General features: G+C 62.6%; 22 protein-coding genes. 17 read left to right on the top strand and 5 right to left on the bottom strand.

Annotation, left to right across the window (positions count from 1 at the left end; all coding sequences use genetic code 11):
* Window position 1 precedes the first annotated feature (1 nt).
* From GO499_RS13640 to glcF, 8 genes are all read left to right on the top strand, one after another.
* On the top strand, window positions 2-2,797 hold the full coding sequence (locus GO499_RS13640; protein WP_161862687.1) for a DUF4159 domain-containing protein: 2,796 nt from the start codon (window positions 2-4) through the stop codon (window positions 2,795-2,797).
* Window positions 2,797-4,884: a hypothetical protein gene (locus tag GO499_RS13635; RefSeq protein WP_161862686.1), complete on the top strand. Its 2,088-nt coding sequence runs from the start codon at window positions 2,797-2,799 to the stop codon at window positions 4,882-4,884. Before GO499_RS13640 ends, GO499_RS13635 begins: the two co-directional genes overlap by 1 nt.
* A gap of 295 nt (window positions 4,885-5,179) precedes the next feature.
* Complete coding sequence (locus GO499_RS13630) at window positions 5,180-5,572, top strand: thioesterase family protein (protein ID WP_161862685.1); 393 nt, start codon at window positions 5,180-5,182, stop codon at window positions 5,570-5,572.
* Window positions 5,573-5,621: 49 nt separating this feature from the next.
* Window positions 5,622-6,836 (top strand): multidrug effflux MFS transporter, encoded by a 1,215-nt coding sequence (locus GO499_RS13625; protein ID WP_161862684.1) that lies wholly within the window; start codon window positions 5,622-5,624, stop codon window positions 6,834-6,836.
* 89 nt (window positions 6,837-6,925) lie between these two features.
* On the top strand, window positions 6,926-8,359 hold the full coding sequence (locus tag GO499_RS13620) for an FAD-linked oxidase C-terminal domain-containing protein (RefSeq protein WP_161862683.1): 1,434 nt from the start codon (window positions 6,926-6,928) through the stop codon (window positions 8,357-8,359).
* A gap of 2 nt (window positions 8,360-8,361) precedes the next feature.
* Window positions 8,362-9,498: an FAD-binding protein gene (locus GO499_RS13615; protein ID WP_161863988.1), complete on the top strand. Its 1,137-nt coding sequence runs from the start codon at window positions 8,362-8,364 to the stop codon at window positions 9,496-9,498.
* On the top strand, window positions 9,498-9,842 hold the full coding sequence (locus GO499_RS13610; protein ID WP_161862682.1) for a hypothetical protein: 345 nt from the start codon (window positions 9,498-9,500) through the stop codon (window positions 9,840-9,842). The genes GO499_RS13615 and GO499_RS13610 overlap by 1 nt, the downstream gene beginning before the upstream one ends.
* Window positions 9,843-9,847: 5 nt before the next feature.
* Window positions 9,848-11,143, top strand: a complete 1,296-nt coding sequence (gene glcF / locus GO499_RS13605; RefSeq protein WP_161862681.1) for a glycolate oxidase subunit GlcF — start codon at window positions 9,848-9,850, stop codon at window positions 11,141-11,143.
* Window positions 11,144-11,163: 20 nt separating this feature from the next.
* On the opposite strand, the gene GO499_RS13600 is transcribed toward glcF, so the two are convergent.
* Both GO499_RS13600 and GO499_RS13595 read right to left on the bottom strand, forming a co-directional pair.
* Window positions 11,164-12,279: a glycine cleavage T C-terminal barrel domain-containing protein gene (locus GO499_RS13600; protein WP_161862680.1), complete on the bottom strand. Its 1,116-nt coding sequence runs from the start codon at window positions 12,277-12,279 to the stop codon at window positions 11,164-11,166.
* Between the two features lie 91 nt (window positions 12,280-12,370).
* A complete protein-coding gene (locus tag GO499_RS13595) occupies window positions 12,371-12,970 on the bottom strand; it encodes a TetR/AcrR family transcriptional regulator (protein ID WP_161862679.1) in 600 nt (199 codons plus the stop codon).
* Between the two features lie 115 nt (window positions 12,971-13,085).
* On the opposite strand from GO499_RS13595, the gene GO499_RS13590 reads away from it, so the two are divergent.
* From GO499_RS13590 to GO499_RS13565, 6 genes are all read left to right on the top strand, one after another.
* Window positions 13,086-13,376, top strand: a complete 291-nt coding sequence (locus GO499_RS13590; protein ID WP_161862678.1) for a DUF1330 domain-containing protein — start codon at window positions 13,086-13,088, stop codon at window positions 13,374-13,376.
* Window positions 13,377-13,533: 157 nt separating this feature from the next.
* Window positions 13,534-14,142 (top strand): glutathione S-transferase N-terminal domain-containing protein, encoded by a 609-nt coding sequence (locus GO499_RS13585; protein WP_161862677.1) that lies wholly within the window; start codon window positions 13,534-13,536, stop codon window positions 14,140-14,142.
* Window positions 14,143-14,210: 68 nt separating this feature from the next.
* A complete protein-coding gene (locus tag GO499_RS13580; RefSeq protein WP_161862676.1) occupies window positions 14,211-14,765 on the top strand; it encodes a carboxymuconolactone decarboxylase family protein in 555 nt (184 codons plus the stop codon).
* Window positions 14,766-14,864: 99 nt separating this feature from the next.
* Entirely contained in the window at window positions 14,865-15,704 is an 840-nt protein-coding gene (locus GO499_RS13575) for a trypsin-like serine peptidase (protein WP_161862675.1), read from the top strand.
* Window positions 15,705-16,559 carry a trypsin-like serine peptidase gene (locus GO499_RS13570; RefSeq protein WP_161862674.1) on the top strand — a complete coding sequence of 285 codons (855 nt, stop codon included), beginning with the start codon at window positions 15,705-15,707 and terminating at the stop codon, window positions 16,557-16,559.
* A gap of 142 nt (window positions 16,560-16,701) precedes the next feature.
* A complete protein-coding gene (locus tag GO499_RS13565) occupies window positions 16,702-17,163 on the top strand; it encodes an Hsp20 family protein (RefSeq protein WP_161862673.1) in 462 nt (153 codons plus the stop codon).
* Window positions 17,164-17,241: 78 nt separating this feature from the next.
* On the opposite strand, the gene GO499_RS13560 is transcribed toward GO499_RS13565, so the two are convergent.
* Together GO499_RS13560 and GO499_RS13555 are read right to left on the bottom strand one after the other, a co-directional pair.
* Complete coding sequence (locus GO499_RS13560) at window positions 17,242-19,299, bottom strand: VWA domain-containing protein (protein WP_284154745.1); 2,058 nt, start codon at window positions 19,297-19,299, stop codon at window positions 17,242-17,244.
* A gap of 188 nt (window positions 19,300-19,487) precedes the next feature.
* Entirely contained in the window at window positions 19,488-20,027 is a 540-nt protein-coding gene (locus GO499_RS13555) for an RNA polymerase sigma factor (RefSeq protein WP_161862672.1), read from the bottom strand.
* Between the two features lie 217 nt (window positions 20,028-20,244).
* Between GO499_RS13555 and GO499_RS13550 the strand changes: the two genes are divergently transcribed.
* On the top strand, window positions 20,245-20,769 hold the full coding sequence (locus tag GO499_RS13550; RefSeq protein WP_161862671.1) for a DUF2799 domain-containing protein: 525 nt from the start codon (window positions 20,245-20,247) through the stop codon (window positions 20,767-20,769).
* 56 nt (window positions 20,770-20,825) lie between these two features.
* Here the strand turns inward: GO499_RS13550 and GO499_RS13545 are convergent, their stop codons facing one another.
* Window positions 20,826-22,985, bottom strand: coding sequence for an esterase-like activity of phytase family protein (locus tag GO499_RS13545; protein ID WP_284154744.1), 2,160 nt, complete (start codon window positions 22,983-22,985; stop codon window positions 20,826-20,828).
* 228 nt (window positions 22,986-23,213) lie between these two features.
* Here GO499_RS13545 and GO499_RS13540 point away from each other — a divergent pair, with 228 nt between their 5' ends.
* Both GO499_RS13540 and GO499_RS13535 read left to right on the top strand, forming a co-directional pair.
* Window positions 23,214-25,169, top strand: coding sequence for an AMP-binding protein (locus GO499_RS13540; protein WP_161863985.1), 1,956 nt, complete (start codon window positions 23,214-23,216; stop codon window positions 25,167-25,169).
* Window positions 25,166-25,537, top strand: a complete 372-nt coding sequence (locus GO499_RS13535) for a hypothetical protein (RefSeq protein WP_161862670.1) — start codon at window positions 25,166-25,168, stop codon at window positions 25,535-25,537. Before GO499_RS13540 ends, GO499_RS13535 begins: the two co-directional genes overlap by 4 nt.
* Window positions 25,538-25,809 lie beyond the last annotated feature (272 nt).

Below are 25,809 nucleotides of genomic sequence, written 5' to 3'. Positions count from 1 at the left end.
GATGCTGACGCTGGGCCCCATTGCCTTCCTCGCCCCACTGTTGCTGGTGACGCTGGCGGCATTGCCCGTGCTGTGGTGGCTGTTGCGGGCGGTGCCGCCGGCGCCGGCAAAGCGGGCTTTCCCCGGCGTGCGGCTGCTGATGGGGTTGAAGGACCCCGAGCGCATGCCGGAGAAAACGCCGTGGTGGCTGCTGCTGCTGCGAATGGTGGCTCTGGCGGCGGCTATACTGGCGTTCGCCAACCCGGTCCTGAACCCGGAAGTTCAGGGCGAGCGGGACGGGCCGTTGCTGGTGCTGCTGGACGGCGGCTGGGCGAGTGCGCCGAACTGGAGTGCACGGCAGGCGAAGGCGCAGGATGTGCTGGACCGGGCTGCGCGGGCCGGCAGGCCTGTGGCCATGGTGGAGATCGCGAAGGGGCTGCCGCAAGGCGAGACACTGAATTTCCGCGATGCGGGGGCGTGGGCGCAACGGGTGGCAGGACTGACGCCGGAAGCCTGGGCACCGGACAGGGGAGCGTTGGCGGAGTGGCTGGAGAGCCGTATCGGCGACGGGTTCGAGACGGTCTGGCTGGCGGATGGGCTGGCGGGCGATGGCGACGGTGACTTCCTGCGCGTTTTGCAGGCGGCAGGGCCGGTGACGGTTATCAGCGACGCGTCCGACCCGGTGGCGCTGACGTCACCGCGGTTCGAGGATGGCGCGGTGCGAGCGGAGTTGCTTCGCACCACGGATACGATCCGGCCGAGCCTGCGGGTGACAGCACTTGGGCCCGATCCGAATGGGATCGAACGGGTTCTGGGTGAAACGATGGTGATCTTCGATGGCGAGGGCACCAGTACCGGGGTGGAAATGGATTTGCCGGTGGAGTTGCGCAACCGGGTGACACGTCTTGTGGTTCCGCAGGAGCGGAGCGCCGGCGCGGTGGCGCTGACGGATGACGGCCTGAAGCGGCGCAAGGTGGGCATCATCGCCGGGGCGCAGGAAGAGGAGGCGGCGCGGCTGAATTCCCCCCTGTTCTACATCGGCAAGGCACTGGAGACGAGCGCCGACCTGATCGAAGCGCCGCTGACTGACATCCTGCTGGCGGCGCCCGATGTGATTATTCTGGCCGACATCGCCACCTTCGCGGGGCCGGAGCGGGAAGCACTGGAGGAATGGGTGCGGGCCGGCGGCCTGCTGATCCGTTTTGCCGGGCCGCGGTTGGCGCAGAGCGGCGAAGGACAGCTGGAGCAGGATCCGCTGTTGCCCGTGCGATTGCGGGCCGGAGGACGGGCCGTTGGCGGTACGATGAGCTGGGGTGCGCCGAAGCAGTTGCGTGCGTTTCCGGAAGACAGCCCGTTCTTCGGGTTGCGCCTGCCCGACGAGGTGACGGTATCGAGCCAGGTGATGGCGCAGCCGGACCCCAACCTGCCGGAACGGGTCCTGGCCTCGCTGGAGGACGGAACGCCGCTGGTCACCGGACGGGCGGAAGGCGATGGCCGGGTGGTGCTGTTTCATGTGACGGCGAATGCCGACTGGTCGAACCTGCCGCTGTCCGGCCTGTTCGTCGAAATGCTGGAACGGCTGGCGGTCAGCACGCGCGGCCGGACGCCGGATGCAGAGGCGCTGGAAGGCCAGAACTGGCTACCGGTCTCGGTGCTGGACGGCTTCGGTTCCCTCGTCGATCCGAAGCTGCTGGCCGGTGTCGACGGTGCACGGCTGATCGAGGAACGTCCGGGGCCGACGATGCCGCCGGGACTTTACGAAGCCAATGACCAGAGTATCGCCGTGAACCTGTTCCAGACGGGCGATACGCTCGAACCGCTTGGGGCAATGCCGTCTGGTGTGGTAGTCGAGGCCATGGGCGTTGTCGAAGAGACATTCCTCAAGCCGTGGCTGCTGGTCGTGGCATTGCTGCTGCTGGCGGCAGATATCCTGGCTACGCTGTGGCTGGCCGGGCGGCTGACCGGGCCTCGGGTCGTCCGTGGCGGCACCGTGGCTGTGCTGGCCTTGGGGTTGGCGGGCGTGCTGGCACCTTACGCAGACGCACAGGAGCTTGAACGAGATGATGCGGCGGCCGTGCATGCGACTTCCGAGACTGTTCTCGCCTACGTGGAGACTGGCGAGGCCCGAGTGGACAACATCAGCCGCGCGGGGCTGGCGGGACTGAGCCGGGTGCTGACGCGGCGCACGGCGATCGAGCCGGCGGAGCCCATGGCGGTGAACCTGGAAACCGACGAGATAGCTTTCCTGCCGTTCCTGTACTGGCCGATCAGCGAATTGCAGCAAATTCCCTCGGATGCGGCCTATGCCCGGCTAAATGCCTATCTGCGTTCCGGCGGGATGATCCTGTTCGATACTCAGGACGCCAACCTCGGCGGGCGGCTGGGCGCGGGGACGCCGAACGGTCGCATGCTGCAACGGCTGGCGGCGAAGCTCGACGTTCCGCCTCTGGAACCGGCACCGGATGACCATGTGCTGACGCGGACGTTCTATCTGTTGCAGGATTTCCCCGGCCGGTTCGCCAACACCGATATCTGGGTGGAGGCGATGCCGGATATCGAGGAGGTGGAGGGCATGCCGTTCCGCAACCTCAACGATGGGGTGACACCGGTTATCATCGGCGCAAACGACTGGGCAGGAGCCTGGGCCGAGGATGCCAGCGGTAACGCAATGCTGCCCGTGGGCCGTGGCTCCGGCGGGGCGCGCCAGCGCGAGATGGCCTACCGGTTCGGCGTGAATCTGATCATGCATGTGATGACCGGAAACTACAAATCCGACCAGGTGCACGTGCCTGCGCTGCTGGAAAGGCTGGGCAACTGATGGAATTTTCCGCCGTCGATTTCGCGCCGGTCCTGCCGTGGCCGTTGCTGGCTGGTCTCGCGGGACTTTCACTGTTACTGATCGTCTTTTCACTATGGCGGGGGCTGGCTGGCTGGTGGTTGCGCGGGCTGGCGGCACTGGTGCTGCTGACGGCGCTGGCGGAACCTTCACTGAAGCAGGAGGAACGCAGCTTCCTGCCCGATATCGCATTTCTGGTGATTGACGAGACCAGCAGCCAGGGCATCGACGTGCGACCGGAGCAGATCGCCGAGGCGGAAGCGGAGCTGCGCGCCCGGATCGGCGCGGCCTCTGATGACGCACCACTGGAATTGCGCGAGGTGCGGGTGACGGACCCCGACAGCGCCTCGGACAACTCGGGCACCCTGTTGATGAGCGCATTGGCCGAAGCCTCTGCCGAGGTGAGCCAGGAACGGATCGCAGGGGCAATTCTGGTGACGGACGGACAGGTGCACGATGCCGGCGTACTGGGCTCCTTCCCTGCGCCCGTACATGTGGTGCTGACCGGCCGCGAGGACGAGTGGGACCGGCGGATCGTGCTGAAGACGGCGCCGAGTTTCGCCATCGTCGGCGAGGCGCTGGAACTGGAGCTGGAGATCGAGACGCTGGGCGCCGCGCCGGATGCAGAAGAGGTGCCGTTGTTCCTGTCGCTCAACGGTGAGGACCCGGAAGTTTTTCAGGTACCGGTGAACGAACCGGTGAAGTTGCCGCTGGAACTGGCACGTGGCGGGCTGAACGTGTTGCAGGTGACGGTGCCGAGTGCCGACGATGAACTGACCGCCCGCAACAATGACGCGATCATCACCATAAACGGTATTCGCGACCGCTTGCGGGTGTTGCTGGTCTCTGGCGAGCCTTATGCGGGCGAGCGGACGTGGCGCAACATCCTGAAATCGGACCCGGCAGTGGACCTGGTGCATTTCACCATCCTGCGTCCGCCTGAAAAGCAGGACGGCGTGCCGGTGTTCGAACTGAGCCTGATCGCCTTTCCGACGCGGGAACTGTTCATGGACAAGGTCGATGAGTTCGACCTGATCATCTTCGACCGCTACCGGCGGCGCGGGGTGTTACCCTCGCTCTACATCGACAATATCCGACGCTACGTGGAGGATGGCGGGGCGGTGTTGATCGCCTCCGGACCGGCCTTCGCGGGGGCTGAGAGCCTGTACCGCACGCCGCTGCGGGAGATCCTGCCCGCCACGCCGACAGCGCGGGTTCTGGAAGAGGGCTACACGCCGCGTATCTCCGAACTGGGGCAACGCCATCCGGTGACGCGCGGGCTGGAACAGTTTGCCCCTCGGCCTACGGCCGAGGATGGCACGCCGGGTTGGGGGCGCTGGTTCCGGCTGATCGAGATGGAGCAGGAAACCGGCCACGCGGTGATGGAGGGGCCGGATGGCCGGCCGCTGCTGGTGCTGGACCGGCCGGGCGAGGGACGGATCGCCATGCTGGCCTCTGACCAGGCATGGCTATGGTCGCGCGGTTTCGAGGGCGGCGGCCCGAAGAGCGAATTGCTGCGGCGACTGGCGCACTGGCTGATGAAGGAGCCGGAACTGGAGGAAGAGGTGCTGGTGGCGGAGCCGGACGGCGCCGAGATCACGGTGACGCGCCGCTCTCTCGGCGATACGATCGGGGATGTCGTGGTGCGCACACCGGGCGGCGGTGAGGAAGTGCTGCAACTGGAGCAGGTGACGCCGGGCGTCTGGCAATCCCGGTTCCCGGCGCCGGAAAACGGAATCTACCGGTTGTCCGAGGGTGTGACTGAGACGGTGACGGCTGTCGGGCCGGCGGCACCGCGGGAATTCGAGAACCCGATTTCCACCGCCGCGCTGATCGAGCCGCTGGGTGATGCGACAGGCGGAGGCATTCTGCGGATCAGTGATGGCGTCCCCGGCATTCGTCGCGTCTCCGAGGGACGGGTGGCGGCGGGCCGTAACTGGCTGGGGCTGGTACGACGCGAGGCCTATGACGTGCGCGACATCCGCCTGACGCCGCTGGCGCCCGGCTGGCTGATGTTGCTGCTGGCCGGTGCGCTGGTCTTCGTGGCGTGGCGGATCGAGGGCCGGTAGCTGCGGCAGGGCAACGCCGTTGTATCGTTTCGCGTTTCTCCATCGCTAATATTTGGCGAAGAAAGACGAGCGCTCTGATCGACCTTGCGATAGATACTGCTTCGGTCTTTCTGACTGGCATCCGGCACGCCTTATGGCGGGATGTGCAAATGCTGCGCAGTTCCTGCAAATCGCAAGCCCCGGGGCGGGAGCCCGTTGCAGGTACCATGCAACCGGGGTTACGGTGATCTGACCGTCCGTGCGGCCCGATCCGGGACCGCGACCCGGTTAAGTGAAATTTGACGGGGAGCAGGAAATGGATGGGATCGTGAGCGGCCTGAAGGGGCAGGCGGACATGGTTGTGGGCACCAATGACACGGCGCCGCGTGTCGGCTCCGGCAGGATCGCGGTGCTGGCGACGCCGGTGATGATCAATCTGATCGAGGAGGCGGCACTGGCAGCGGTGGAGCATCTGCTGCCGGAGGGGATGCAATCGCTCGGAACCGAGTTGCATGTCAGCCACGTGGCGGCGACACCGGTAGGCATGGGTGTGACCGCCGAGGCTGAATTGATCGGTGTCGATGGCCGAATGCTGGAGTTCCGGGTGATCGCCCGCGATGCGAAGGACCTGATCGGCGAGGGCACGCACAAACGTGTCGTGGTGACGGCGGACAGGTTCGCGGCGCGTGTCAGGGAAAAGATGGGCTGAAGATGGGTTGGGCTGGCGAAGGCCGGCAGGATTTTCTACCACTGTCAGCATGACCACCGCCAGACTTTCCCGGGAACACCTGGCGCTCTATGCGCTGCTGACATCCCTGACCGCGATCAGCATTGATGCCGTGCTGCCCGGGCTTCGACTGATCGAGGCCGAGCTTTCGAGCGCCCCAGCGCTTTCGACCCAGCAGGTGACGACGTTATTCATTTTCGGGATGGTGTTTGGGGAACTCTTTCTCGGCCCGATTTCCGATGCGGTCGGTCGCAAGCGGGCGCTGGTGATGGGCCTTTGCGTCTATGCCGTTGGCACCATCATCGCCCTCGTCGCCGGCTCGCTGGAGATGCTCGTACTGGGGCGTTTCCTGCAGGGTGTGGGCGTCTCCGGCCCAAAGATCGCGACGCGGGCCATGATCCGCGATCAGTTCGAGGGCGAGGCGATGGCGCGGGTGATGTCCTTCATGTTCACGCTGTTCATCTTCGTGCCGATGCTGGCGCCGGCACTGGGGCAGGCGGTGATGGCCCTAGCCGGATGGCGCGGAATGTTCGGGTTCTATCTGCTGATGGCTGCCTTGCTAGGTATCTGGCTGATGCGGAGACAGCCGGAAACGCATCCACCGGAGGCGCGGATTCCCTTTCGGCCAGCCACCTTGCTGCGCAACGGCGCGAGGATACTGGCAAGCCGGCGGGTGGCGTGCCTGATCGCGGCCACGGGTTTCGTCTTCGGAGCGCATCTGCTGTACCTGAGCACGGCCGCGGACCTGTTCTTTGACGCCTACAGTATCGACGGCATGTTCCCGGCATTTTTCGCGCTGCTGGCCGCCGGTATCGGGCTCGCATCGTTCATGAACGGACGGCTGGTAATGCGGTTCGGCATGGATGCAATGGCACGGGCCGGTTTCGCCGGTATGACGGGGGCCGGTGCGGCAATGCTTGCCAGCGCGATTGTCTGGGCGGGGAAGCCACCTCTTGTAGTATTCATGGCCGCAGGGTTCGCGGCCTTTTTTTGTATCGGCATCCTGTTTGGAAATCTGAATGCGATGGCAATGAGGTCGCTGTCGCGGATGGCTGGACTGGGAGCATCTCTGATCGCATCGGGGTCCAGTCTGGTTGCGACTGTGTTCGCCAGCATTCTCGGGATGTTCTATGATGGGGGAGTCGCCTACCTGGCGGTGGGGTTCCTGGTGGCGGGGGCGGTCGCATATCTGCTGGCAGAACTGGCAGCGGGCGGCGACGGCGCGGAAGTGGAAGCCGTTCAATAATCGATCCGAGCTTTGACCGCGGACGAGACTCGCCATTCCGACAAATTGGTCATATAAAATTACCAAAACGCCTGAAGGGAGGGTAAGCCATGGAGATGCCGACGCCGGATGCCACCATAATGGGGCGCAAGGCGGCTATTGTCGCCGGGCTGGAGGCGCTCCTGCCGAAAGATGCCGTAATATCCGACCCGCATGAGACCCGTGCATATGAATGTGACGGGCTCTCGGCCTATCGCTGCCCGCCGCTGGCAGCGGTGTTGCCCGCGAATACGGAGGAAGTGGCGGCGATCCTGAAATTCTGCCATGCAGAAGGCGTGCCGGTGGTGCCGCGCGGTTCCGGCACCTCGCTGGCCGGTGGGGCGCTGCCGACGGCAGACAGCATCATTCTCGGCGTCTCAAAAATGGCAGATGTGCTTGAGACCGATTACGCAAACCGGATCATCCGAGTGCAGACTGGCCGGACCAACCTTTCGGTGACCGGGGCGGTGGAGGAGGATGGCTTTTTCTATGCGCCGGACCCGTCCAGCCAGCTTGCCTGTGCCATCGCCGGCAACATCGCGATGAATTCGGGCGGGGCTCATTGCCTGAAATATGGGGTGACGACGAACAATCTGTTGGGCGTGACCATGGTGACGATGGAGGGCGAAGTCGTCGAGATCGGCGGCGCGCATCTGGAGGCGGCGGGATATGATCTGCTGGGCGTCATCTGTGGATCGGAAGGTCAGTTGGGAGTGGTGACGGAAGCCACATTGCGCATCCTTGCTAAGCCGGAGGGGGCGCGGCCGGTTCTGATGGGCTTTGACAGCAACGAGGTGGCTGGGGCCTGTGTTTCCGACATCATCAAGGCCGGGGTGCTGCCGGTGGCGATCGAGTTCATGGATCGCCCCTGCATTCGCGCCTGCGAGGATTTCGTGCATGCGGGTTATCCGGATGTGGAGGCACTGCTGATTGTAGAGGTCGAAGGTTCCGACGACGAGATCGACGAGCAGCTGGAGAAGATCATCGAGATCGCGAACCGGCACAACCCGGTGGAGCTGCGGGAAAGCACAGGGCCGGAGCAATCGGCCCTAATCTGGAAGGGCCGGAAATCCGCCTTCGGGGCGATGGGCCAGATCAACGATTATATGTGCCTCGACGGAACCATCCCGGTGAGTGAACTGCCGTATGTGCTGCGAAGGATCGGCGAAATGAGCGGCGAGTTCGGGCTGGACGTGGCCAACGTGTTTCATGCCGGGGATGGCAACATGCATCCGCTGATTCTCTACGATGCCAACAAGCCGGGCGATCTTGAAACCTGCGAGGCCTTCGGCGCGGCAATCCTGAAACTCTGTGTTGAGGTCGGCGGGTGTCTGACGGGCGAACACGGTGTCGGAATCGAAAAGCGGGATCTGATGCTGGACCAGTATGCGCCCGCCGACATTGCGGCGCAGATGGCAGTGAAGGATGTGTTTGACCCGGCATGGCTGCTTAACCCTGCAAAGGTGTTTCCGCTGGCTACGTCGGCTTCGCGGCGGGTGGCGTGATGCTGCGGCCGGTGAACGAAGCAGAAATGGCCGACGCAGTCAGGGCTGCCACCGGACCATTGCGGATCAGGGGTGGCGGTACGCGGCTGGGTTTCGGGCATGATGTCGATGGCACGGTGCTGGAGACCGGTGGGCTCTCCGGTATCACGCTGTATGAACCCGGAGCCTTGACGCTGGTGGCGCAGGCCGGGACGCCGCTGGCAGAAGTCGAGGCGGTGCTGGCGGCGGAGAGGCAGCGGTTGCCGTTCGAGCCGGCGCGGCTGGGGGGACTTCTGGGCAACGGCGACGAAACGACGATCGGCGGCGTGGTCGCCACCGGGGCTGCCGGGCCGCGGCGCATTCAGGCTGGCGGCTGCCGGGACAGCATGATCGGCGTGCGGTTCGTCGATGGTGCGGGCCAGATTGTCAAGAATGGCGGGCGGGTGATGAAGAATGTCACCGGCTACGACCTTGTGAAGCTGCTGGCGGGAAGCCACGGGACGCTTGGCGTGCTGACCGAGGTGGCGTTCAAGGTATTGCCGGTTGCCGAGACCGCGGGAACGGTGGTGCTGAACGGGTTGGATGATGCGGCAGCCGTAAGTGCCATGTCCGACGCGCTGGGCTCGCCCTTTGATGTAAGCGGGGCGGCGCATCTGCCGGACGGACGGACCGTGGTGCGGCTGGAGGGGTTTGCCGGTTCGGTTGCCTACCGGATGGAACGGATGCGGGAGCGTCTGGCGGGATATGGCGCCGTTGAGCTGATCGCGGACCAGACCGGGGTTGAGGCTCTCTGGGCCGGTATCCGCGATGTGACGGCACTGGCGGATGTGCCGGGTTCGGTTTGGCGAATTTCGGTGAAACCGAGTGACGGGCCTGCAGTGCGCGCGGCACTGGGGCCGGATGCCGTGAGCCTGATGGACTGGGGCGGCGGACTTATCTGGGCGGCGGTGCCTGAGGGGCGTGACGTGCGGGCGGCGCTGTCGGTTCCCGGACACGCGACGCTGGTGCGGGGAGCGGCGGAGGAGAAAGCGCGCTTTGGGGTGTTTCAACCGGAGCCGGCACCGCTGGCGCGCATCAGTGCGGGGTTGCGTGAGAAATTCGACCCGCGCGGCATTCTGAACACGGGACGGATGGGCGCCGACGGACGGCAGGCCGCGTGATGGAGTTCATCTTGTGGCCACTTCTGTTTTACGCCGCCGTGGTGCTGATGCCGCGCGGAGTAGGGCCGTGGGTGGTCCTGGGTGTGGGCACGGTGATCGTGGGGATGATGTTCTGGCAGATGGTGGTGAACTACCCGCCGTCCAACGACCCGCAGGCCGGTGTCGGGCAGGGGATGGCGGCAGTGCTGGTGCTGATGTGCGGCGGCGGGCTTGCCGGCGGGGCACTGGTGCAGGGCGCACGGGCCGCGATGCCGCGCGATGTGCGGGGCTGGGCGGTGTTTTATTGGATGTTGGCAGCGGTCGGCTGGGTGGTGATCTTCCTGCCGTTCGTGATTTTGGAATAGGTGCGATGCAGACGAATTTTTCCCCGGAACAGTTGAGGGATGCGAGTACGTCGCGTTCCAACGAGGTGTTGCGGACCTGCGTTCACTGCGGGTTCTGCACGGCGACCTGTCCGACCTATCAGGTGCTGGGGGACGAGCTGGATTCTCCGCGTGGGCGGATCTACCTGATCAAGGACATGCTGGAGAGTGGGCGGCCAGCGGACGAGAAGACCGTCAAGCACATCGACCGTTGTCTTTCCTGTCTCAGTTGCATGACGACCTGTCCATCGGGTGTGCATTACATGCACCTCGTCGATCACGCGCGGGAGTATATCGAGGAGACCTACCGGCGGCCGTTCATGGACAGGGCGCTGCGCTGGGTGTTGGCGCGCATCCTGCCCTATCCGGGGCGGTTCCGGCTGGCCTTACTGGGTGCGAAGATCGGGCGGCCGTTTGCCCGGCTGATGCCGGACGCACGGCTGCGGGCGATGCTGGCGATGGCACCGAAACGAATACCGCCGCCGAGCCTGATGGAGGAGCCGCAGGTGCATGCGGCGCAGGGCGAGCGACGGATGCGGGTGGCGCTGATGGTCGGCTGTGCGCAGCGGGCGCTGAACACCGATATCAACGAGGCGACGATACGGTTGCTTGTGCGCCACGGCTGCGAGGTGGTGATCGCGCGGGGCGCCGGCTGCTGCGGGGCGTTGACCCATCACATGGGCAAGACGGACGAGAGCCACGCGAGCGCGGCGCAAAATATCCGGGCGTGGGCGGAGGAAATGGCGGGCGATGGGCTGGATGCAATCGTCATCAATACATCGGGCTGCGGGACCACGATCAAGGACTATGGGCACATGTTCCGCAACTCCGACCTCGCCCAATCGGCGGCAGCGGTTTCTGCCATTGCGAGGGATATCTCGGAGGTGATGGTAGACCTCGGATTGAAGGATGCAGCGGCACCGGAGCCCCTGAAGGTAGCCTATCACGCGGCCTGCTCGCTCCAACACGGCCAAAAGATCACGAGCCATCCCAAGGCGCTGCTTAGGGCGGCGGGCTTCACGGTGCTGGAACCGAAGGACGCGCACCTGTGCTGCGGTAGTGCCGGAACGTACAACCTGATGCAGCCGGAAATTTCAGGTCAGTTGAAGGCGCGGAAGGTGGCAACGCTCGAGGCACTGGTGCCGGACGTCATTTCCGCCGGAAACATTGGCTGCATGATGCAGATTGGCGGCTGCACCGGGGTGCCGGTGGTCCACACGGCGGAATTGCTGGACTGGGCGACTGGCGGGCCTCGTCCGGAGGCGCTGCGTGACAGGGACTGAAGGCCGCGAGTATTTCGCCCTTATTTGACGAAGGGCAGCGAATGCAGGCGCGCTGCGAATGTCTCGGGGCCGATGGAGACGGACAGGCCGGAAGCCGTATCTGCGAGATCGGCACGTATGAGACCGATGGCAATCGTTTCATCAACCCGTCTGGAAGCTGCCATTTCGCTGACGAACCCGACCTCCTCGCCCGCGCGCAGAAGCGGCACCGGATTGCTCGGCAGTGGCGGCGTGCCTTCGACGATCAGTCCGACACGTTTGCGGGCAAGAGGCTTTGATGCAATGCGGATCAAAGCATCGCGGCCAACAAACTCGATATCCGAAGTCAGATCGAGCAGTGGGCCGAATCCCATTTCGAACGGATTTGCCGGATAGTCCTGCCTCCGCATGTCCGAGCCGTAGGAAATGAGGCCACTTTCCAGACGTTCGGTGTCGTTGGGAGCGCCCGGCCCGATGCCCCAGGGCGCACCGGCCGACTTTACGATATCCCACAACTCGGTGCCGTGCCTCTGGTCCATTAGATAAAGCTCAAAGCCGCCCTGTTTGGACCAACCGGATCGCGCGAGGATCAGGGGAATAGTGCCGAGCGACACTTCCCTGAACTCGAAGTAGGAGAAATCGCGAACAGTATCGCCGAACAGGGCGGCGGCAACGTCCACTGCGTTCGGTCCCTGAATGGCGAGCGGTGAGACATCGGGCTCCGAGACCGAGACGTCCCATCCCCTTTCCCGACCTATTGCCGCCGCCCATAGGTGGATGTCGCTGTCGGCAACCGAGAACCAGTAGCGGTCTTCCGCCAGTTTCAGCAGGACCGGGTCGTTGATCAGCCAGCCGTCGTAATCGCAGAGGGGCACATAGCGGCCTTTGCCGACCTTCGTTGCGCTGAGGTTTCTAGGTGTCAGATATTGAGCAAGGCGGCCTGCATCCGGGCCGAGCAGTTGAACCTGGCGCTGCGCACCGACATCCCACATGGCGACGCCGTTCAGCAGGCGATCGTACTCCGCTTCCGGATCGCCAAAGTGGGCAGGCAGATACATGTGGTTGTAGACGGAGAAGGACTGGACGCCGTCACGGACCGTTGCGTCAAAATAGGCGGACTTGCGGATGTTGGGATTGATACTGATCGAGAAAGCCATAGCACGCCGTTTCACACTACTGCGGTACCTGTCAATTCTTCTGCTTCGGTTCCGGGGCGGGCAAGGCGAAATTCCACCGTTCGCAGGGCCGTCACTGTGGTTTGACGATCCCAAGTCCCTGAAGCGTGGTCCGTGCGAGGAGCCACAACTCTTCTTCGCTTCGGATCACCTTGCAAAGCACATTCAGCCCCATCATCAGGTTTTGCACGGCGAGCGCGGTGGCGTGAATGTCGTGATCTGCGGAAATCTCGCCGTTGGCCTTTGCCACGTGCAGTAACTCCTCGATCCGGGCGATCGAGCCGCTGACCATATTTGACAGTTCGGCGCCGAGACCGTCGGCATGATCGTCCGGGCAAAGTTCGATGATTGTGTTCTGGATCATGCAGCCGCGGCCTTCGGGATCGGCTGCGGTTGAGCGGCAGATCTCGCGCACGGTGCGGATGATCACTGGCAGCGCGGGCGACTTCACAGGATCATTCAGGATCGCGCCGGGGGCCTGGGAGGCATAGGGGGCGATTGCCTCTCGGAACAGGGATTCTCGAGACCCGAAAGCATTGTAGAAGCTGGACCGGGTCATGCCGAGGAGCTCGGAGAGGCTCTTGACCGAGCAACGCTCAAACCCATTGGACCAAATGGCTTGCATGGCCCTGAAGACGGCATCGGCGCGGTCGAATTTTGCTGGCCTGGCCATGAGAAAAATCCCCCGAAAGTTTTGTACATATATGGACAAAAAGATTTGCTCCTGTTATGTACATAGAAGTACAAAAATCCGAAGTCAAACCCACGCCGGCAACAGGAGGCCCTTTATGAGTGCTTTTCTCATCGCGACCGTAACCATCAGGGACAAGGAAAAATTCGAGGCATACAGCAAGAAGGTCGGACCCGAACTTCCCGGTTTCGGTGGTGAGTTACTGATCCGTGGAAGCTTTGCGGAATCTCTGCACGGGGGCGGCGACCATCAACTTGCGGCAGTGCTGAGGTTTCCCGACATGGCATCTCTGCGCGGCTGGTATGACTCGCCTGCCTACCAGCAGGCGATCGGCCTGCGGAATGCGGGTGCCGATATGACGATCACGGCCTACGAAGCCATCGACTGACCGCAACGCCGTGCCGATCACCGGCGCGGTCTTTTCCATCCAAATGCAAGCCAACCTCCCGTTCGGACGCCGTGTGCATCCGAACGATGAGAAGGCTTTGCCAGCAGTCCGGATTCTTTTCGGAAGACTACGACCACCAACAACGAGGAAAATACTGATGAAACTCTACTACATCCCCAGCGCTTGTTCCCTTGCCGTCCACATCGCCCTGCGGCAGGTGGGTGTTGTGCCCGAACTCGTCCGCTATGACCCCGTTACGGGCAAGGACGAAACCGGTGCGGCGTTGAAGGACGTCAACCCCAAGGGTTATGTGCCGACGCTAATCGACAAGGATGGCGATGTGCTGACCGAGGTTGTCGCGACGCTGGTGGAACTGGATGGCAGGTATCCGGAGGCGGAACTGTTGCCGGTGGGCGGAGCTGATCGGCGCCGGGCATTGGAGTGGCTGGCCTACACATCCGCAGAATTGCACAGGAATTTCATTCTGCCGTTGTTCATGGATGTTCCGCAGACCGAAGATATCACGGCGGCGCGGGCGAAAGTCGAGATGCGGCTGGAGCACGCGGCGGCGAACGTCTCCGCTAGCGGGCCGTATTTCATGGGGGCGCAGATTGGTGCCGTCGATTTCTACCTGCTGGTGATGATGCTCTGGACGGGCCCCGCGAAGGTCAATCTCGAACAGTGGCCGCAGATGGTTGCATATCGCGACCGGCTGCTGGCGGTAGAGCCGGTGCGCGAAGCCATGAAGGCCGAAGGTTTGATCTGAGAGGCGCGCGCGCGGCCCCGCGCTGGGCCGCGGCGCAGGTGAAAACATATCGAGACGCGAGGTTTGCGATGGTTGATTTTCGGTTCCACACCCCGGACACGGCGCCCGACGGCAGCAAGGCACTGCTGGCGGAGGGGGCCCGGAAATACGGACGGGTGCCGGCGATGTATGCCGCGATGGCGGAAGCACCTGCACTGCTTGAAGCCTATGACGCGATCCAGGACCTGTTCATGTCCAGCAGTTTTACCAAGGAGGAGATGACCGTCGTCTGGCAGAGCGTGAACGTGGAGCACGAGTGTCTGTATTGCGTGCCGGGACACACGTTGATTGCCGAGATGATGGGTGTGGATCCTGCGATTTCCAGGGCGCTGCGTGACGAAACGCCGTTGATCGACGCGCGGCTGGAGGCTTTGCGGGCGTTCACCTTGCAGATGGTGCGGCAACGGGGGGCGGTCAGTGGAGATCAGGTGGAGGGGTTTCTGAGCGCGGGATTTGACAGGCAGCATGTGTTCGAGGTGATCCTCGGGATCGCGCAGAAGGTGATGAGCAATTTTACCAATCACGTCGCGGCGACGCCGGTGGACGGGCAGTTGGAACCGTATGCCTGGAGACGGCGGGCGTGAAGGGGATGGCAACGGTTTTCGGGCACTCTCTGTCGCCACCTGGCTTGCGCGGCGAAGAAGCCTCGTGCGATAGTCGGGGAATTAATCCGAGGACTATTGATGCGTAACCGGTTTCTGTGGATTTTCTTGTGGTTTTTCGGGGTCCTGCCGGTGTCCGCGCAGGATCTTACGCACCTGACGCCCCTGACGACCGCCGACGAGGCCCGAGCCTGGCAGGCTGTAGGGCGAATCGAGGTGGAAGGGAACGGGTTCTGCACCGGTGCTTTGATCAGCGACAGGCATGTGCTGACGGCGGCGCATTGCGTCTATTCCCAGACGCTTGAAGCGATTGTGAAGCCCGGGGACGTGGTGTTTCGGGCCGGCTGGCGCGATGGTCGGGCTGCGGCTGTGCGGACTGCGCGGCGGTTCGTGGTACATCCGGATTACACTTTCACCGGGCGCGACAAGGTTGCGCGGGTGGGCAGTGACCTGGCGGTGATCGAGCTGGACCTGCCGATCCGCGATCCGGCCATAACACCATTCGAGCGGGATGCCAGCCTCGAGTTCGGCGACGAAGTAATGGTCGTGTCTTACGCATCGGGCCGGGCGGAAGTGCCTTCTCTGCAAAAACTGTGCCATGTTCTGGCGGACCGAGAGCCGGTGATGGTCTACTCCTGCACGGTCGCCTTTGGTGCCTCCGGCTCGCCGATCTTCGTGCAATCTGACACCGGTCCGCGGATCGCTTCCGTGATCTCTGCCATGGCGCAATGGCGCGACCGCAACGTCGCGTTGGGCGCAACGCTGGGCGATCCTGTCGACAGGTTGCTGGAGGAGTTGAAACGGGAGGACCCTGTATTCAACGGCAAACCCGCCAAGGGAGAGAAAACTTCCATTGCCCAACAGCTTGGCCGAGGGGGCGGCGAGCGACGTTACCTGTTGCTGCCACAGATAGGAGACTGAGTGTCCTTCCCCCCAATGAAGCGGCTGCTGCCGTTTGCCCTCACCCTTTTGCTTTCCCTTGCGGCGACCGTGGCTTCCAGCCAGTCAGGACCCGTCCTCAAACGGCTTTCCTCGCTGGAGGATGCGCGCCCGTGGCAGGCAATCGGGCGGTTGGAAATCGGTGGCAGCGGATTCTGTTCCGGCGCTCTGATCTCGCGAACTCATGTGCTGACGGCGGCGCATTGTGTTTTTGACAGCACTACGCGTGAGCCGGTTCCGGCCTCGTCCCTGACATTTCTTGTAGGCCTGCGTGATGGCGGTACGATTGCGACGCGTCGGGCAAGGCGGGTAGCCGTGCGCGAGGGTTATAACGCAAAGAGCCGGAACTTCGAAAATCGGGCAGCGCGGGATGTGGCGGTGATCGAGCTGGAATATGCTGTTGCCGATTTGGCGATCACACCACTGACGGTGCATCGGCACCTGCGCAAGGGCCAGCGGGTGGCAGTCGTCTCCTACGGGCAGGGGCGCGAAGAAGCACCTTCGTTGCAGACCGGCTGTCAGGTTCTGGAGCATGTCGGTGAATTGTGGCTGACGGATTGCGATCTGACCTTTGGCTCCTCCGGAGCGCCGATCATGGCGCTGACGGAGCACGGAGCGCAGGTCGCCTCCATCGTGTCGGGCGGCATGTCGTGGCGTGGGCGAGATGTCTCGATCGGGGCGCCATTGGATGACAGCGTGGAAGTTTTGCTCGCCAAACTGGGTGTCGAGGCCGAGGCCAAGAGCATTGCGGCGCCGGCGTTCGGCGCACCGGTAAAAAGCCTGGGTGACCAACTCGGGCGTGAGACATCCGGCCGTTTGCCGCAAATCGGAAACTGATGCCGGGCCTCTTGAAACGGAATTTTTCCCTTCCCATCTGAGAGGCAGCCGGGGGCCATATACGGACCTGGCTGAGACTGAAAGCACCTGTCCGGATGGAAGGTGCGTCAACGTTTGTATCGCTCACTCAGGAGGATGCGAGATGAGAACTTATGACTTTACCCCGCTTTACCGTTCGACTGTCGGTTTCGATCGTCTTGCCGGTATGCTGGATCAGGTGCTGACCAACGAAAACACCGGTCAGTCCTATCCTCCCTATAATATCGAGAAAACTGGCGAAAACGCTTACAGGATCACTGTTGCAGTGGCCGGTTTTTCCGAAGATGAACTGAACATCGAGGCCCGCGACGGGCAACTGGTGATCTCCGGCAAGAAGGCTGCCGAGGACAAGGAAGCAAACTACCTGCATCGCGGGATTGCGACGCGCGCATTCGAGCGCCGTTTCCAGCTTGCCGACCATGTACGCGCCACAGGCGCGAAGACCGAGAATGGTCTTTTGCATGTGGACCTCGTACGGGAAGTTCCCGAAGCGCTGAAGCCGCGCCGGATCGCCATCGAGAGCGGTTCGCAGAAGGCGGTCGAAAGCGAGACTGTGGACGCGTGATCCTGATCTCAGGATGATCTGTATGTTATTGCTGGGCCCGCGCATTGCGCGGGCCCTTTTTTTTGAAGTCAGTGTGGCTTACCTTGCGACAGCCGAAGCCAGTCTGACGAGCCGCATGAATTCCGCGCGGTAGCCATGAGGATCGTTTGCAAGGCCGGGGCGGGCTAGGCCCTCGATCCGGTCCCACCCCACTGTGCCAGTGCCGCGCAGCCGCTCGCCGAAAGCGGCAACAGCTGCCGCGAAATCCCGTTCCGCCGCCGGAATGTCCTGTCTGTCCGCGGTGACCGGCGTGGTGACAAGGCGGCTGGTGGTCTCTCCGGGCAGCTTGTAGCGCAGCTTTACAAACGCGAGTTCACCGGACGAGGCGTCCGAGGCGGGAAGGGCGGCGTCGGCTTCTGTGCTGTAGCGCAGGGGCGGAAGCTGTTCGGCGGGGGAGCCTTTGGGAGTGACCTCGTAGAGAGCGGTTACTGAGTGCCCGGCACCGATCTCGCCGGCGTCGATCCTGTCATCGCGAAAGTCTTCTCGCCGAAGCGCACGTGTTTCGTAGCCGATCAGGCGGTATTCGGAGACTTTTGCTGGATTGAACTCCACCTGAATTTTCACGTCGGACGCTATCGGGAAGAAGTTGGCCGTCAGATCATCTACCAGCACGCGCTGGGCCTCCGCCAGCGTGTCGATATAAGCCGCCGTGCCGTTGCCGTTCTGGGCCAGCGCCTGCATCGTGGCGTCCTGCAGGTTGCCGCGCCCGAAGCCGAGGACGGAGAGGTAGGTGCCGCTGTCACGCTTGCCGGCGATGAAGGTTTTCAGCGCCTCGGGATCGGAGATGCCGACGTTGAAATCGCCGTCGGTGGCGAGGATGACGCGGGTGGTTTCGCCCTCCCGGCCCATGGTTTCGGCGAGGGCGTAGGCCTGTTGCAGTCCGGCGGCTCCGGCAGTGGATCCGGTTGCGGTAAGAGTGTCGAGAGTTTGCATGATCGTTGCATTCTCGCTGGCCGGTGTGGGCTGCAAGGCGATGCCAGTCGAACCGGCGTAGGTGACAATGGCGATCTCATCGTCGGGATTGAGGGCAGAGAGCAACAGGCGGAAACCGGCGGTGAGGAGGGGGAGCTTGCTTTTGTCCTGCATCGAGCCGGAAGTGTCGATCAGGAAGACGAGGTTGAGTGGCTGCCGTTCGGTGACAGGGATGGCGTAGCCTTGCAGGCCAATCTGCATGAGCCGGGTATCTGCGTTCCAGGGGGTCTCCGACACCGCGACAGAAGTGGTGAAGGGCGTCCCGGCGCTCTCTGGCGCGGCGTATGCATAATCGAAATAGTTCACCAACTCCTCGATCCGGACAGCCTGCGGCGGCGGCATTTGGCCTGTGTTCAGGCTGGAACGGACAAGGCTGTAGGATGCGGTGTCGACGTCTATCGAAAAGGTCGAGACCGGCTCGGAGGCTACGGACTTGATGGCACTTGCTGGAGCGGATGCGAAGGATTCTGTGTTGACCGTCGGCACTTGAACGGACTCGTTGCGGGAACGCTGCGGGCTGACATGGCGGCGTTCGGGGGCTGCCGCCAGACCGGCTGTGCCGATTGCGGCGCTCGGCGCGGCTTGCCCCGGCGGCGTCGTATTGGCCTGGTCGCTATTGCCGGGGGTCGGTATCCCGAAACTTTCTTCGACGAAGCTTCCAGACGCTTCGCGTTCACCAAGGCCGGTGCCTTCGACGACATCGGCGGCTTGCCCGGCAGTGGATGAGCTTCCCTCCGGGGCCAACGGCGTTGCAGGCACCTGCACCGGAACTGCCGAGCGGGCGGGCTCCATGGCTCCGTCGGCTTCCCTTGCGAGGGTGGGTGGTGTGGCTGGGCGCGGTGTCTTGGCGGCCAGCATTTCAGGTTCAGGGGCCGCAGCGGCATCCGCAAGTGACGGTGTCGTCGGGGCGGCGTTCTGCACCTGTGCCCTGGATTGCACCGGCTCGGCAGCGATTTCGAGCGAGACCGTTTTGTCCCTGTCTTCGCTCTTCAGCACTGCTCCGGTTGGCGCGGTCTGGTTCATGAATTCCGGGCGGTAATCTGTCGTGATCGTGATCGCCAGTGCGAGGGTGGCGAGGGATGCTGTGCCCATAAGGGCGGGGCGGGAAAGCGCGGGTGCGAGCATGGTTTTCAATCTCCTCCAGAATGAGACCGCGGAATTGCGGCTTGCTGGAGTGGGACGTGGCTGCGAGGCAAATCCTTGGGATTCGGCTTCAAACCCCGCCATTGCGGCCCGCAGGGCGGCATCGTGCGCGGTATCGCTTGGGCCGGGGGTGGCCTTCATCGCATTCCTGAGGTCGTCAATCGGGTCGGTCATGCCCGTTTCTCCTCTTCGCGGAGCGTGGTGAGGGCGCGGCGCACCTCGCTCATCCGCCAGCTTACAGTGCCCTCGGAGATGCCGAGTTCGGCCGCGGCCTCGCGGTGGTTCATGTCTTCGCCCAGCACGAGCGCGACTGTGGCGCGCAGATCGGGCGACAGACCTTGTAGCGCCTCGGCCAGCCAGCGCTGCTCCTCCTGTGCCTCGGCGATCTCGGCCTTTCGGTTCACCTCCCAGTCGCCCCAGCCTTCGGTGGCGCGGGCATAGGTGGTACGCCTTCGCAGCCGGTCCTTGGCGGCGTTGATCACGAGGCGATGGAGCCACGTGGTGAACTTCGCCTCGCCCCGGAAGCTGCGGAGGCGCGAGGCGAGGGTGGCGCAGACATCCTGTGCCAGATCCTCGGCTTCCGCCCTTTGGCCGAGCATCCGGTAGCTGAGCCTGTAGATGCGATCGTAGTGGCGCGAGACAAGGGTGCCGAAGGCGCGGGCCTGCCCGGCCTGCGCGTCTGCCACCAATGTCTCGTCACTCACTTCCATCAGCATGTCACTTCGTTGGACGTGTGGGGGCGCCCGATCCTTGGGGCTGGCCCAGAAAATCTTTCGCGGGCGGGTATGGCAAGGCTTAACCGCGGCGACACGCAGGGTTGATGGGCGGGGCTGGTGCGTTTCAGCGCGTTGCAGGCGTGAGGGAAAACGTGTTTTGGGGATTGCGTGGCGATATGGCATTTTGGAGCGGATTTTAGAGAGGTGAGACATGAGGTGGCTTTTGATCGTGGCGGCGCTTATGGCGCTTTCGTCGTGCGCGACACTGACGGAAGAGCAGTGCGAGGCGGGCAACTGGGCAGCGATCGGCTATCGGGACGGTGAGAACGGGCGCCTGCCGAATTTCCTTGAACAGCACCGAAAGGCTTGCGCCGAAGTGGGAATAACGCCGGCGCAATCGGAGTGGGAGGCGGGACGGACACAGGGGCTGACGCAATATTGCCGTCCGTCCCGGGCCTACCGCGTCGGGCGTTCGGGCCGGGCCCTCTCGCCGGTGTGCACCGATGCACAATGGCAGGAGATGCGGCCGGCGTGGAACCACGGGCGGAATTACTGGCGGCTGGAAGACGATATCAACGACATAGAGCGCGAGGAGCGGCGGATCCGGTCACACCTCGCTGCGTTGACGAAGGGCGACGAGAGCCTTCGCGCACACCTCTTGAGTGATCTGAGGTTCTTGCGGTTGAGGCGGCAGCAGCTTGAATTGCGGCAATTGCGGTATTCAAGCTGGCCTTGAGAGCAGGCTCGCCCGGGAACGATCCGGGCGGGCACTTTCTTGCTGGCAGTTAAGCGTTACTGCAGATTGAGGCGGATAAAGTGGGTTTCACCTGAACTGTCATCGACCCCATCATTGTCCGTGACGGCGTAGGCGTTTCCGTCAACGTCGATGGCGAAGCCCTCTAGCTTGTCCACAACATAACCGCCGGGCGCCTTCAGATCGCTCATGAAGTCGTAGGCGAGTTCCTTGGTGACGACCGGGAGGTCACCGCCAAGGGGCGTGGGTTCCATGGCGGACAGCGGCACGCGGTACAGGTGCTTTGTCACTGCGGCGGCGCCGATCTGGTTGTCGCGCTCAAGTATGTAGACCCAATCGCCTTTGGCTGTGATCTCCGACAATCCAACCCAGCCGGTATCAGGGCTGGCTTTGGGGTAGAGAACTGCACCCCATTCTTCGGTTTCAATATTGTAGGCGACAAGTTTGACATGGTTCTCCGGGTCATCTGCCCATTCGCGCTGGATGGCGATCCACAGTGTATCACCAACGCGGGTGATGCCTTCTGCACCGAAACGTTTCTCGGACGCCAGCAGCTCTGCCGGAAAGGGTACCTCCTTTAGGATGCGCCCATTCGGACCCACGTGGTACAGCGCGTGGGGGATCAGGCGGTCCGTCCGGCCTTCCGATGCCAGCCAGAAAGACCCATTCTCGTTGGCGTGAATGCCCTCGATATCCAGTTTCTGAGCGGCATCCGGGCCGCGCGTTACTGGAATGGCGCGGACGATGCGGGCCGGTGTCTGTGTGGCGTCGATCTCGAAGATCGAGGGCTGCATTGCAAAGAAGCTGTCGTTGACAGCGTAGAGCCTGCCCGGCTCGGTTGGGGATGCCGCAAGGCCGGAAAGCGCACCCCAGCCAATCAATTCGTCGGCACCGGCTGACGTGATCGTCGGAAAGGCTGCCGCAGCATCCTGAAGCTCGTAGATCATGACATGTGCGCGGGCGCCACCATCCTCAACAAGGTCGGTCTCGTTGGCGGAGATGAGCAGACCACGCTCTGGCAGGGCCAGGATACCTTCGGGGCCGATGCCGGATGGCAGAAGCTGCCGCAAGACAGGTGCGGTGGCGTCAGTGGCGTCGTAGACACCAATGACCGATGCGCGCTCTGCCCCCACGAATACCATTGGCGTTTCGCCGAATGTGGCAGACTCAATACTCTCCGGTTCGACACCCTTGTTCGCGGAACGGCCTTCAGGATAGTGACCGATTTCAACGATGGCATACTCAAACGATGTACCGGATTCGTAGACGACCGTACCGTCCTGATTGAAGACGGTCCAACCGCGTGAGCCGCCGTTGTAGTCGCCCTCGTTGGCAATCGCGAAGTGGTCATTGTCGAGCCACTTTACCGAGTCCGGTTCCCGCAGGCGTCCTTCCTGCTGCCCTGTGAAGTGGAAAGACCCGAGCTCGAAAATATCCACGCCCTGCAGGTCCACCGCGCCGGCGGAGAAGTGGGAGAGTACCGCGCCATCTGAGTTGAGGATGGCGATGTGATTATTCTCCTGAAGCGTAACGACGATTTCACCCTCGTCGTTGATGGAGACGAATTCCGGCTCTGGATCAGACGGTGCGATTTCGGCAAGGCCGGTAAGGTCGGCGCTGATGCGGCTGTCGCAATCAAGCGTGCCGTCCGTGATGCTGAATATGTCGACGGTTCCTGCTGGCATCTGCGGGATTTCGCCGTCGTTCAGGTCTTCATCGCGTTCGTTCTCGATGGCAACCACGACGAATGAGCCGTCCGTGGCCATGGCGACGCTGTCAGGCTGTCCGGAGAGGTCGCATGTCTTGCCGGCTTCTTTGGTGCGGACGTTGAAAATCGCGAGCTTGCCGGATGGCTCCGTGTAGCTCTCCGAAGTGTTGATGCCTACAAACGCGCGTGCGCGGAGCATGGCGACGGAAGTCGGTTCACCTTCGAGTGCGATGGTGCCCAGCGGTTGCGGGTTGGACGGATCCTCGATGTCGATCATGCCGATAACACCCAGCGGGCTGTCGGTATAGACGAGGATCGTGCCGTCTTCTGTGGCGGCAATGATCTCTGCCGAGGTTTCGACGGCGCGATCACCTTCGAGAATGTTTCGGCTGACATCGAAGGACGCAATGCGGTTGAAGTTGCTTTGCGCGAATGCGGGGGCCGAGGCCAGTGCGGCGAGGGCAGTCGTGGAAAGGATACGTGTTATCACTTGGCGTGCTCCATCGGTAAGGGTCGCTCTCTCTCTCTGACGGTGAAGCATCGCGGTTTTGCGAATGATTTGTTTCATTTTGGTGACGGCGGTGGCGGGGTAAATGAACGGTAGTTCAATTTTTCATGTTTACCTGTGCACGATTGCTGGTACGTTCATCTTCAGGGAAGCGTGCAGACCCGGCGAAGACCGGGTGATGTTCCCCGACTGGGAGGGCCTCGGATGCCGATGGATCGTTCGGAAGAGCGGCTGGACACGTTTCCACGCCTGTTGGCGCGGAATGCGGAGAAACGGGGCGGTAGCCCTGCCTATCGTGTCAAGGAATACGGGATTTGGCGCAGCTGGACATGGAACGAAGCGCAAACCCTGACGCGGGATTTCGCTATGGGGCTGGTCAGTCTCGGGATCGGGCCGGGCGACCATGTTGCGTTGATCGGACGCAATCGGCCGGAACTGTACATGGCGATGATCTCGGTACAGATGGCGGGCGGAATTCCGGTGCCGGTATACCAGGACAGCGTGGCCGAAGAGATGGCCTATGTGCTGGAACATTGCGGTGCGGTGCTGGCGATCGCCGAGGATCAGGAACAGGTTGACAAGGTTGCGGAGATTGCCGGGCGCTTGCCGGAACTTCGCTCAGTCATCTATCGCGAACCGCGCGGAATGCGCAGATATGACCATGCAACCATGAAAAGCTATGCCGACGTGGTGGCTCTCGGGCAGACGGATGGTGACCCGGCGGAACTGGATCGGCGCATCGACGCCGCGGGACCGGATACCACCTGCGTGATGCTCTATACCTCCGGCACAACCGGGCGGCCCAAGGGCGTGGTGCTGTCCAATCGCAATATTATCTCGACATCGGAGGCTTCATCCGAATTCGACCATCTACGGGAGAGTGACAGCGTACTCGCCTATCTACCGATGGCTTGGGTGGGAGATTTCATCTTCTCTATGGGGCAGGCCCTGTGGACGGGATTTTGTGTCGCCTGCCCTGAGAGCGAGGAGACAATGCAGGCTGACCTGCGGGAAATCGGGCCGACGTATTTCTTCGCGCCGCCGCGCTTTTTCGAAGGTTTGCTGACCAGAGTGACGATCCGTATGGAGGATGCGAGCCGGCTGAAGCAGCGGATGTACCGACACTTCATGGGCTTCGCGCGGGAGTGGGGACCCAAGTTGCTCGACGGCAAGGCGGTGAGCGGTGGCAAGCGACTGTGGTACCGGATTGGCGACTTCCTGATCTATGGGCCGCTGAAAAATACGCTGGGGCTGAGCCGGGTGCGGGTCGGCTATACGGCAGGGGAGGCGATCGGGCCGGAGATCTTCGACTTCTACCGCTCACTCGGGATCAATCTCAAACAACTATACGGCCAGACGGAGGCCAGCGTTTTCATCACGCAGCAACCGGATGGCGAGGTGCGCGCCGATACCGTGGGCGTCCAGTCGCCGGGCGTTGAGATCAGGATCGGCGAAAGTGGTGAAGTTTTCTACCGCTCGCCAGGGACATTCGTTGAGTATTACAAGAATCCCGAAAGCACCGCCTCCACCAAGGACGCCGAAGGCTGGGTGGCGACAGGCGACGCAGGCTTCATTGAGCCGGAAACCGGGCACCTGCGGATCATCGACCGTGCGAAGGATGTGGGCAAGATGGCGGACGGCCGATTGTTCGCGCCAAAATACGTCGAGAACAAACTCAAGTTTTATGCCGACATACTGGAAGCGGTCGTCTTCGGTGCGGGCCGCGAATTTTGCACCGCCTTTATCAATATAGACTTGCTGGCGGTGGGCAACTGGGCGGAGCGGAACAATATCGCGTATGGCAGCTACCAGGAACTGGCTGGGCATCCGCAGGTGCTGGCCAGTATCGCCGAGCATGTTGCGGCGGTGAACGAGAGCGTGGCCGAGGACGAAATGCTTTCTGGCTGCCAAATTCACCGGTTCCTCGTCTTGCACAAGGAACTGGATGCCGACGACGGGGAACTGACGCGCACGCGGAAAGTGCGCCGCCGGATCATCGAAGAGAAGTATGGCGATCTGATCACGGCGCTGTACGATGGATCCGAGAGTGTCTCTACCGAAACGGAAGTGACCTATGAAGACGGGCGGAAGGGCTCCATCAGGGCGACGCTGGAGATACGGCCAGCACATATTGTCAGTGACGGGAAAAGGATTGCGGCAGAATGACTTCCCATCATGATCTGAACCTGCTGGGGGCGCTGCTGGGCAGCCGTGCCTTGCGCCGGTTGGCGCTGGTGTTGTTCACATTGGTTTGCGTCGGCTGGCTGGTGTTGGCGGACTACCACCCGATGACGCTATCGGTGCTGGTTTCGATTTATTTCGCCTTCTATGTCGGCTTTCGCCTGCTCGTGTGGATGGACAACAATCGGATGACACCCCGCCGCTATCAGGTGGGCATCCGCTGGGCGCTGGTGGGATATAACGAACTGAACGACGAGTTCGACCTGCGGCCCGTGCGCATCTATTTCCTGCTGATGTCGATCGAGTTCGTGGGGCTGGTGGTGCGCCCCGTCGTGCAGGGGCTGGTGGCGTGATGGCCGGTGACGCTCGCGCTGGCGCGCATCGCCCCACCCGCCATCCCGCGGAAATTGGTGAATTTCACCAATGCAGTGCGGAGAAATGAAGCGATGACGATCGAAAAATCGCAAGTATTATTTTGCATTGTATCGCTTACGCTATTGGGATCACTGTGGCCATTTGTTGCGCCAGATGGACAAGTCCATTCGTTTGCGTGGCCGGCTGTTTTCGGCGCTGGCGCTGTGTGTTACTTGGCAGGTCGTTGGGAGCATCCAAGTCTAAATGACGA

Origin of the sequence: Algicella marina (assembly GCF_009931615.1) — a bacterium.
Taxonomy (GTDB): domain Bacteria; phylum Pseudomonadota; class Alphaproteobacteria; order Rhodobacterales; family Rhodobacteraceae; genus Algicella; species Algicella marina.
The sequence above is the reverse complement of the archived record's forward strand: the minus strand, read 5'-3'. Positions and strand labels throughout refer to the sequence as shown.

What these genes read in the sequence shown, in the direction of transcription:
- GO499_RS13640 (WP_161862687.1), top strand. Translation starts at nt 2, where the DNA reads ATGCTGACGCTGGGCCCCATTGCCTTCCTCGCCCCACTGTTGCTGGTG.
- GO499_RS13635 (WP_161862686.1), top strand. Translation starts at nt 2,797, where the DNA reads ATGGAATTTTCCGCCGTCGATTTCGCGCCGGTCCTGCCGTGGCCGTTG.
- GO499_RS13630 (WP_161862685.1), top strand. Translation starts at nt 5,180, where the DNA reads ATGGATGGGATCGTGAGCGGCCTGAAGGGGCAGGCGGACATGGTTGTG.
- GO499_RS13625 (WP_161862684.1), top strand. Translation starts at nt 5,622, where the DNA reads ATGACCACCGCCAGACTTTCCCGGGAACACCTGGCGCTCTATGCGCTG.
- GO499_RS13620 (WP_161862683.1), top strand. Translation starts at nt 6,926, where the DNA reads ATGGAGATGCCGACGCCGGATGCCACCATAATGGGGCGCAAGGCGGCT.
- GO499_RS13610 (WP_161862682.1), top strand. Translation starts at nt 9,498, where the DNA reads ATGGAGTTCATCTTGTGGCCACTTCTGTTTTACGCCGCCGTGGTGCTG.
- glcF (WP_161862681.1), top strand. Translation starts at nt 9,848, where the DNA reads ATGCAGACGAATTTTTCCCCGGAACAGTTGAGGGATGCGAGTACGTCG.
- GO499_RS13600 (WP_161862680.1), bottom strand. Translation starts at nt 12,279, where the DNA reads ATGGCTTTCTCGATCAGTATCAATCCCAACATCCGCAAGTCCGCCTAT.
- GO499_RS13595 (WP_161862679.1), bottom strand. Translation starts at nt 12,970, where the DNA reads ATGGCCAGGCCAGCAAAATTCGACCGCGCCGATGCCGTCTTCAGGGCC.
- GO499_RS13590 (WP_161862678.1), top strand. Translation starts at nt 13,086, where the DNA reads ATGAGTGCTTTTCTCATCGCGACCGTAACCATCAGGGACAAGGAAAAA.
- GO499_RS13585 (WP_161862677.1), top strand. Translation starts at nt 13,534, where the DNA reads ATGAAACTCTACTACATCCCCAGCGCTTGTTCCCTTGCCGTCCACATC.
- GO499_RS13580 (WP_161862676.1), top strand. Translation starts at nt 14,211, where the DNA reads ATGGTTGATTTTCGGTTCCACACCCCGGACACGGCGCCCGACGGCAGC.
- GO499_RS13575 (WP_161862675.1), top strand. Translation starts at nt 14,865, where the DNA reads ATGCGTAACCGGTTTCTGTGGATTTTCTTGTGGTTTTTCGGGGTCCTG.
- GO499_RS13565 (WP_161862673.1), top strand. Translation starts at nt 16,702, where the DNA reads ATGAGAACTTATGACTTTACCCCGCTTTACCGTTCGACTGTCGGTTTC.
- GO499_RS13560 (WP_284154745.1), bottom strand. Translation starts at nt 19,299, where the DNA reads ATGCTCGCACCCGCGCTTTCCCGCCCCGCCCTTATGGGCACAGCATCC.
- GO499_RS13555 (WP_161862672.1), bottom strand. Translation starts at nt 20,027, where the DNA reads ATGGAAGTGAGTGACGAGACATTGGTGGCAGACGCGCAGGCCGGGCAG.
- GO499_RS13550 (WP_161862671.1), top strand. Translation starts at nt 20,245, where the DNA reads ATGAGGTGGCTTTTGATCGTGGCGGCGCTTATGGCGCTTTCGTCGTGC.
- GO499_RS13540 (WP_161863985.1), top strand. Translation starts at nt 23,214, where the DNA reads ATGGATCGTTCGGAAGAGCGGCTGGACACGTTTCCACGCCTGTTGGCG.
- GO499_RS13535 (WP_161862670.1), top strand. Translation starts at nt 25,166, where the DNA reads ATGACTTCCCATCATGATCTGAACCTGCTGGGGGCGCTGCTGGGCAGC.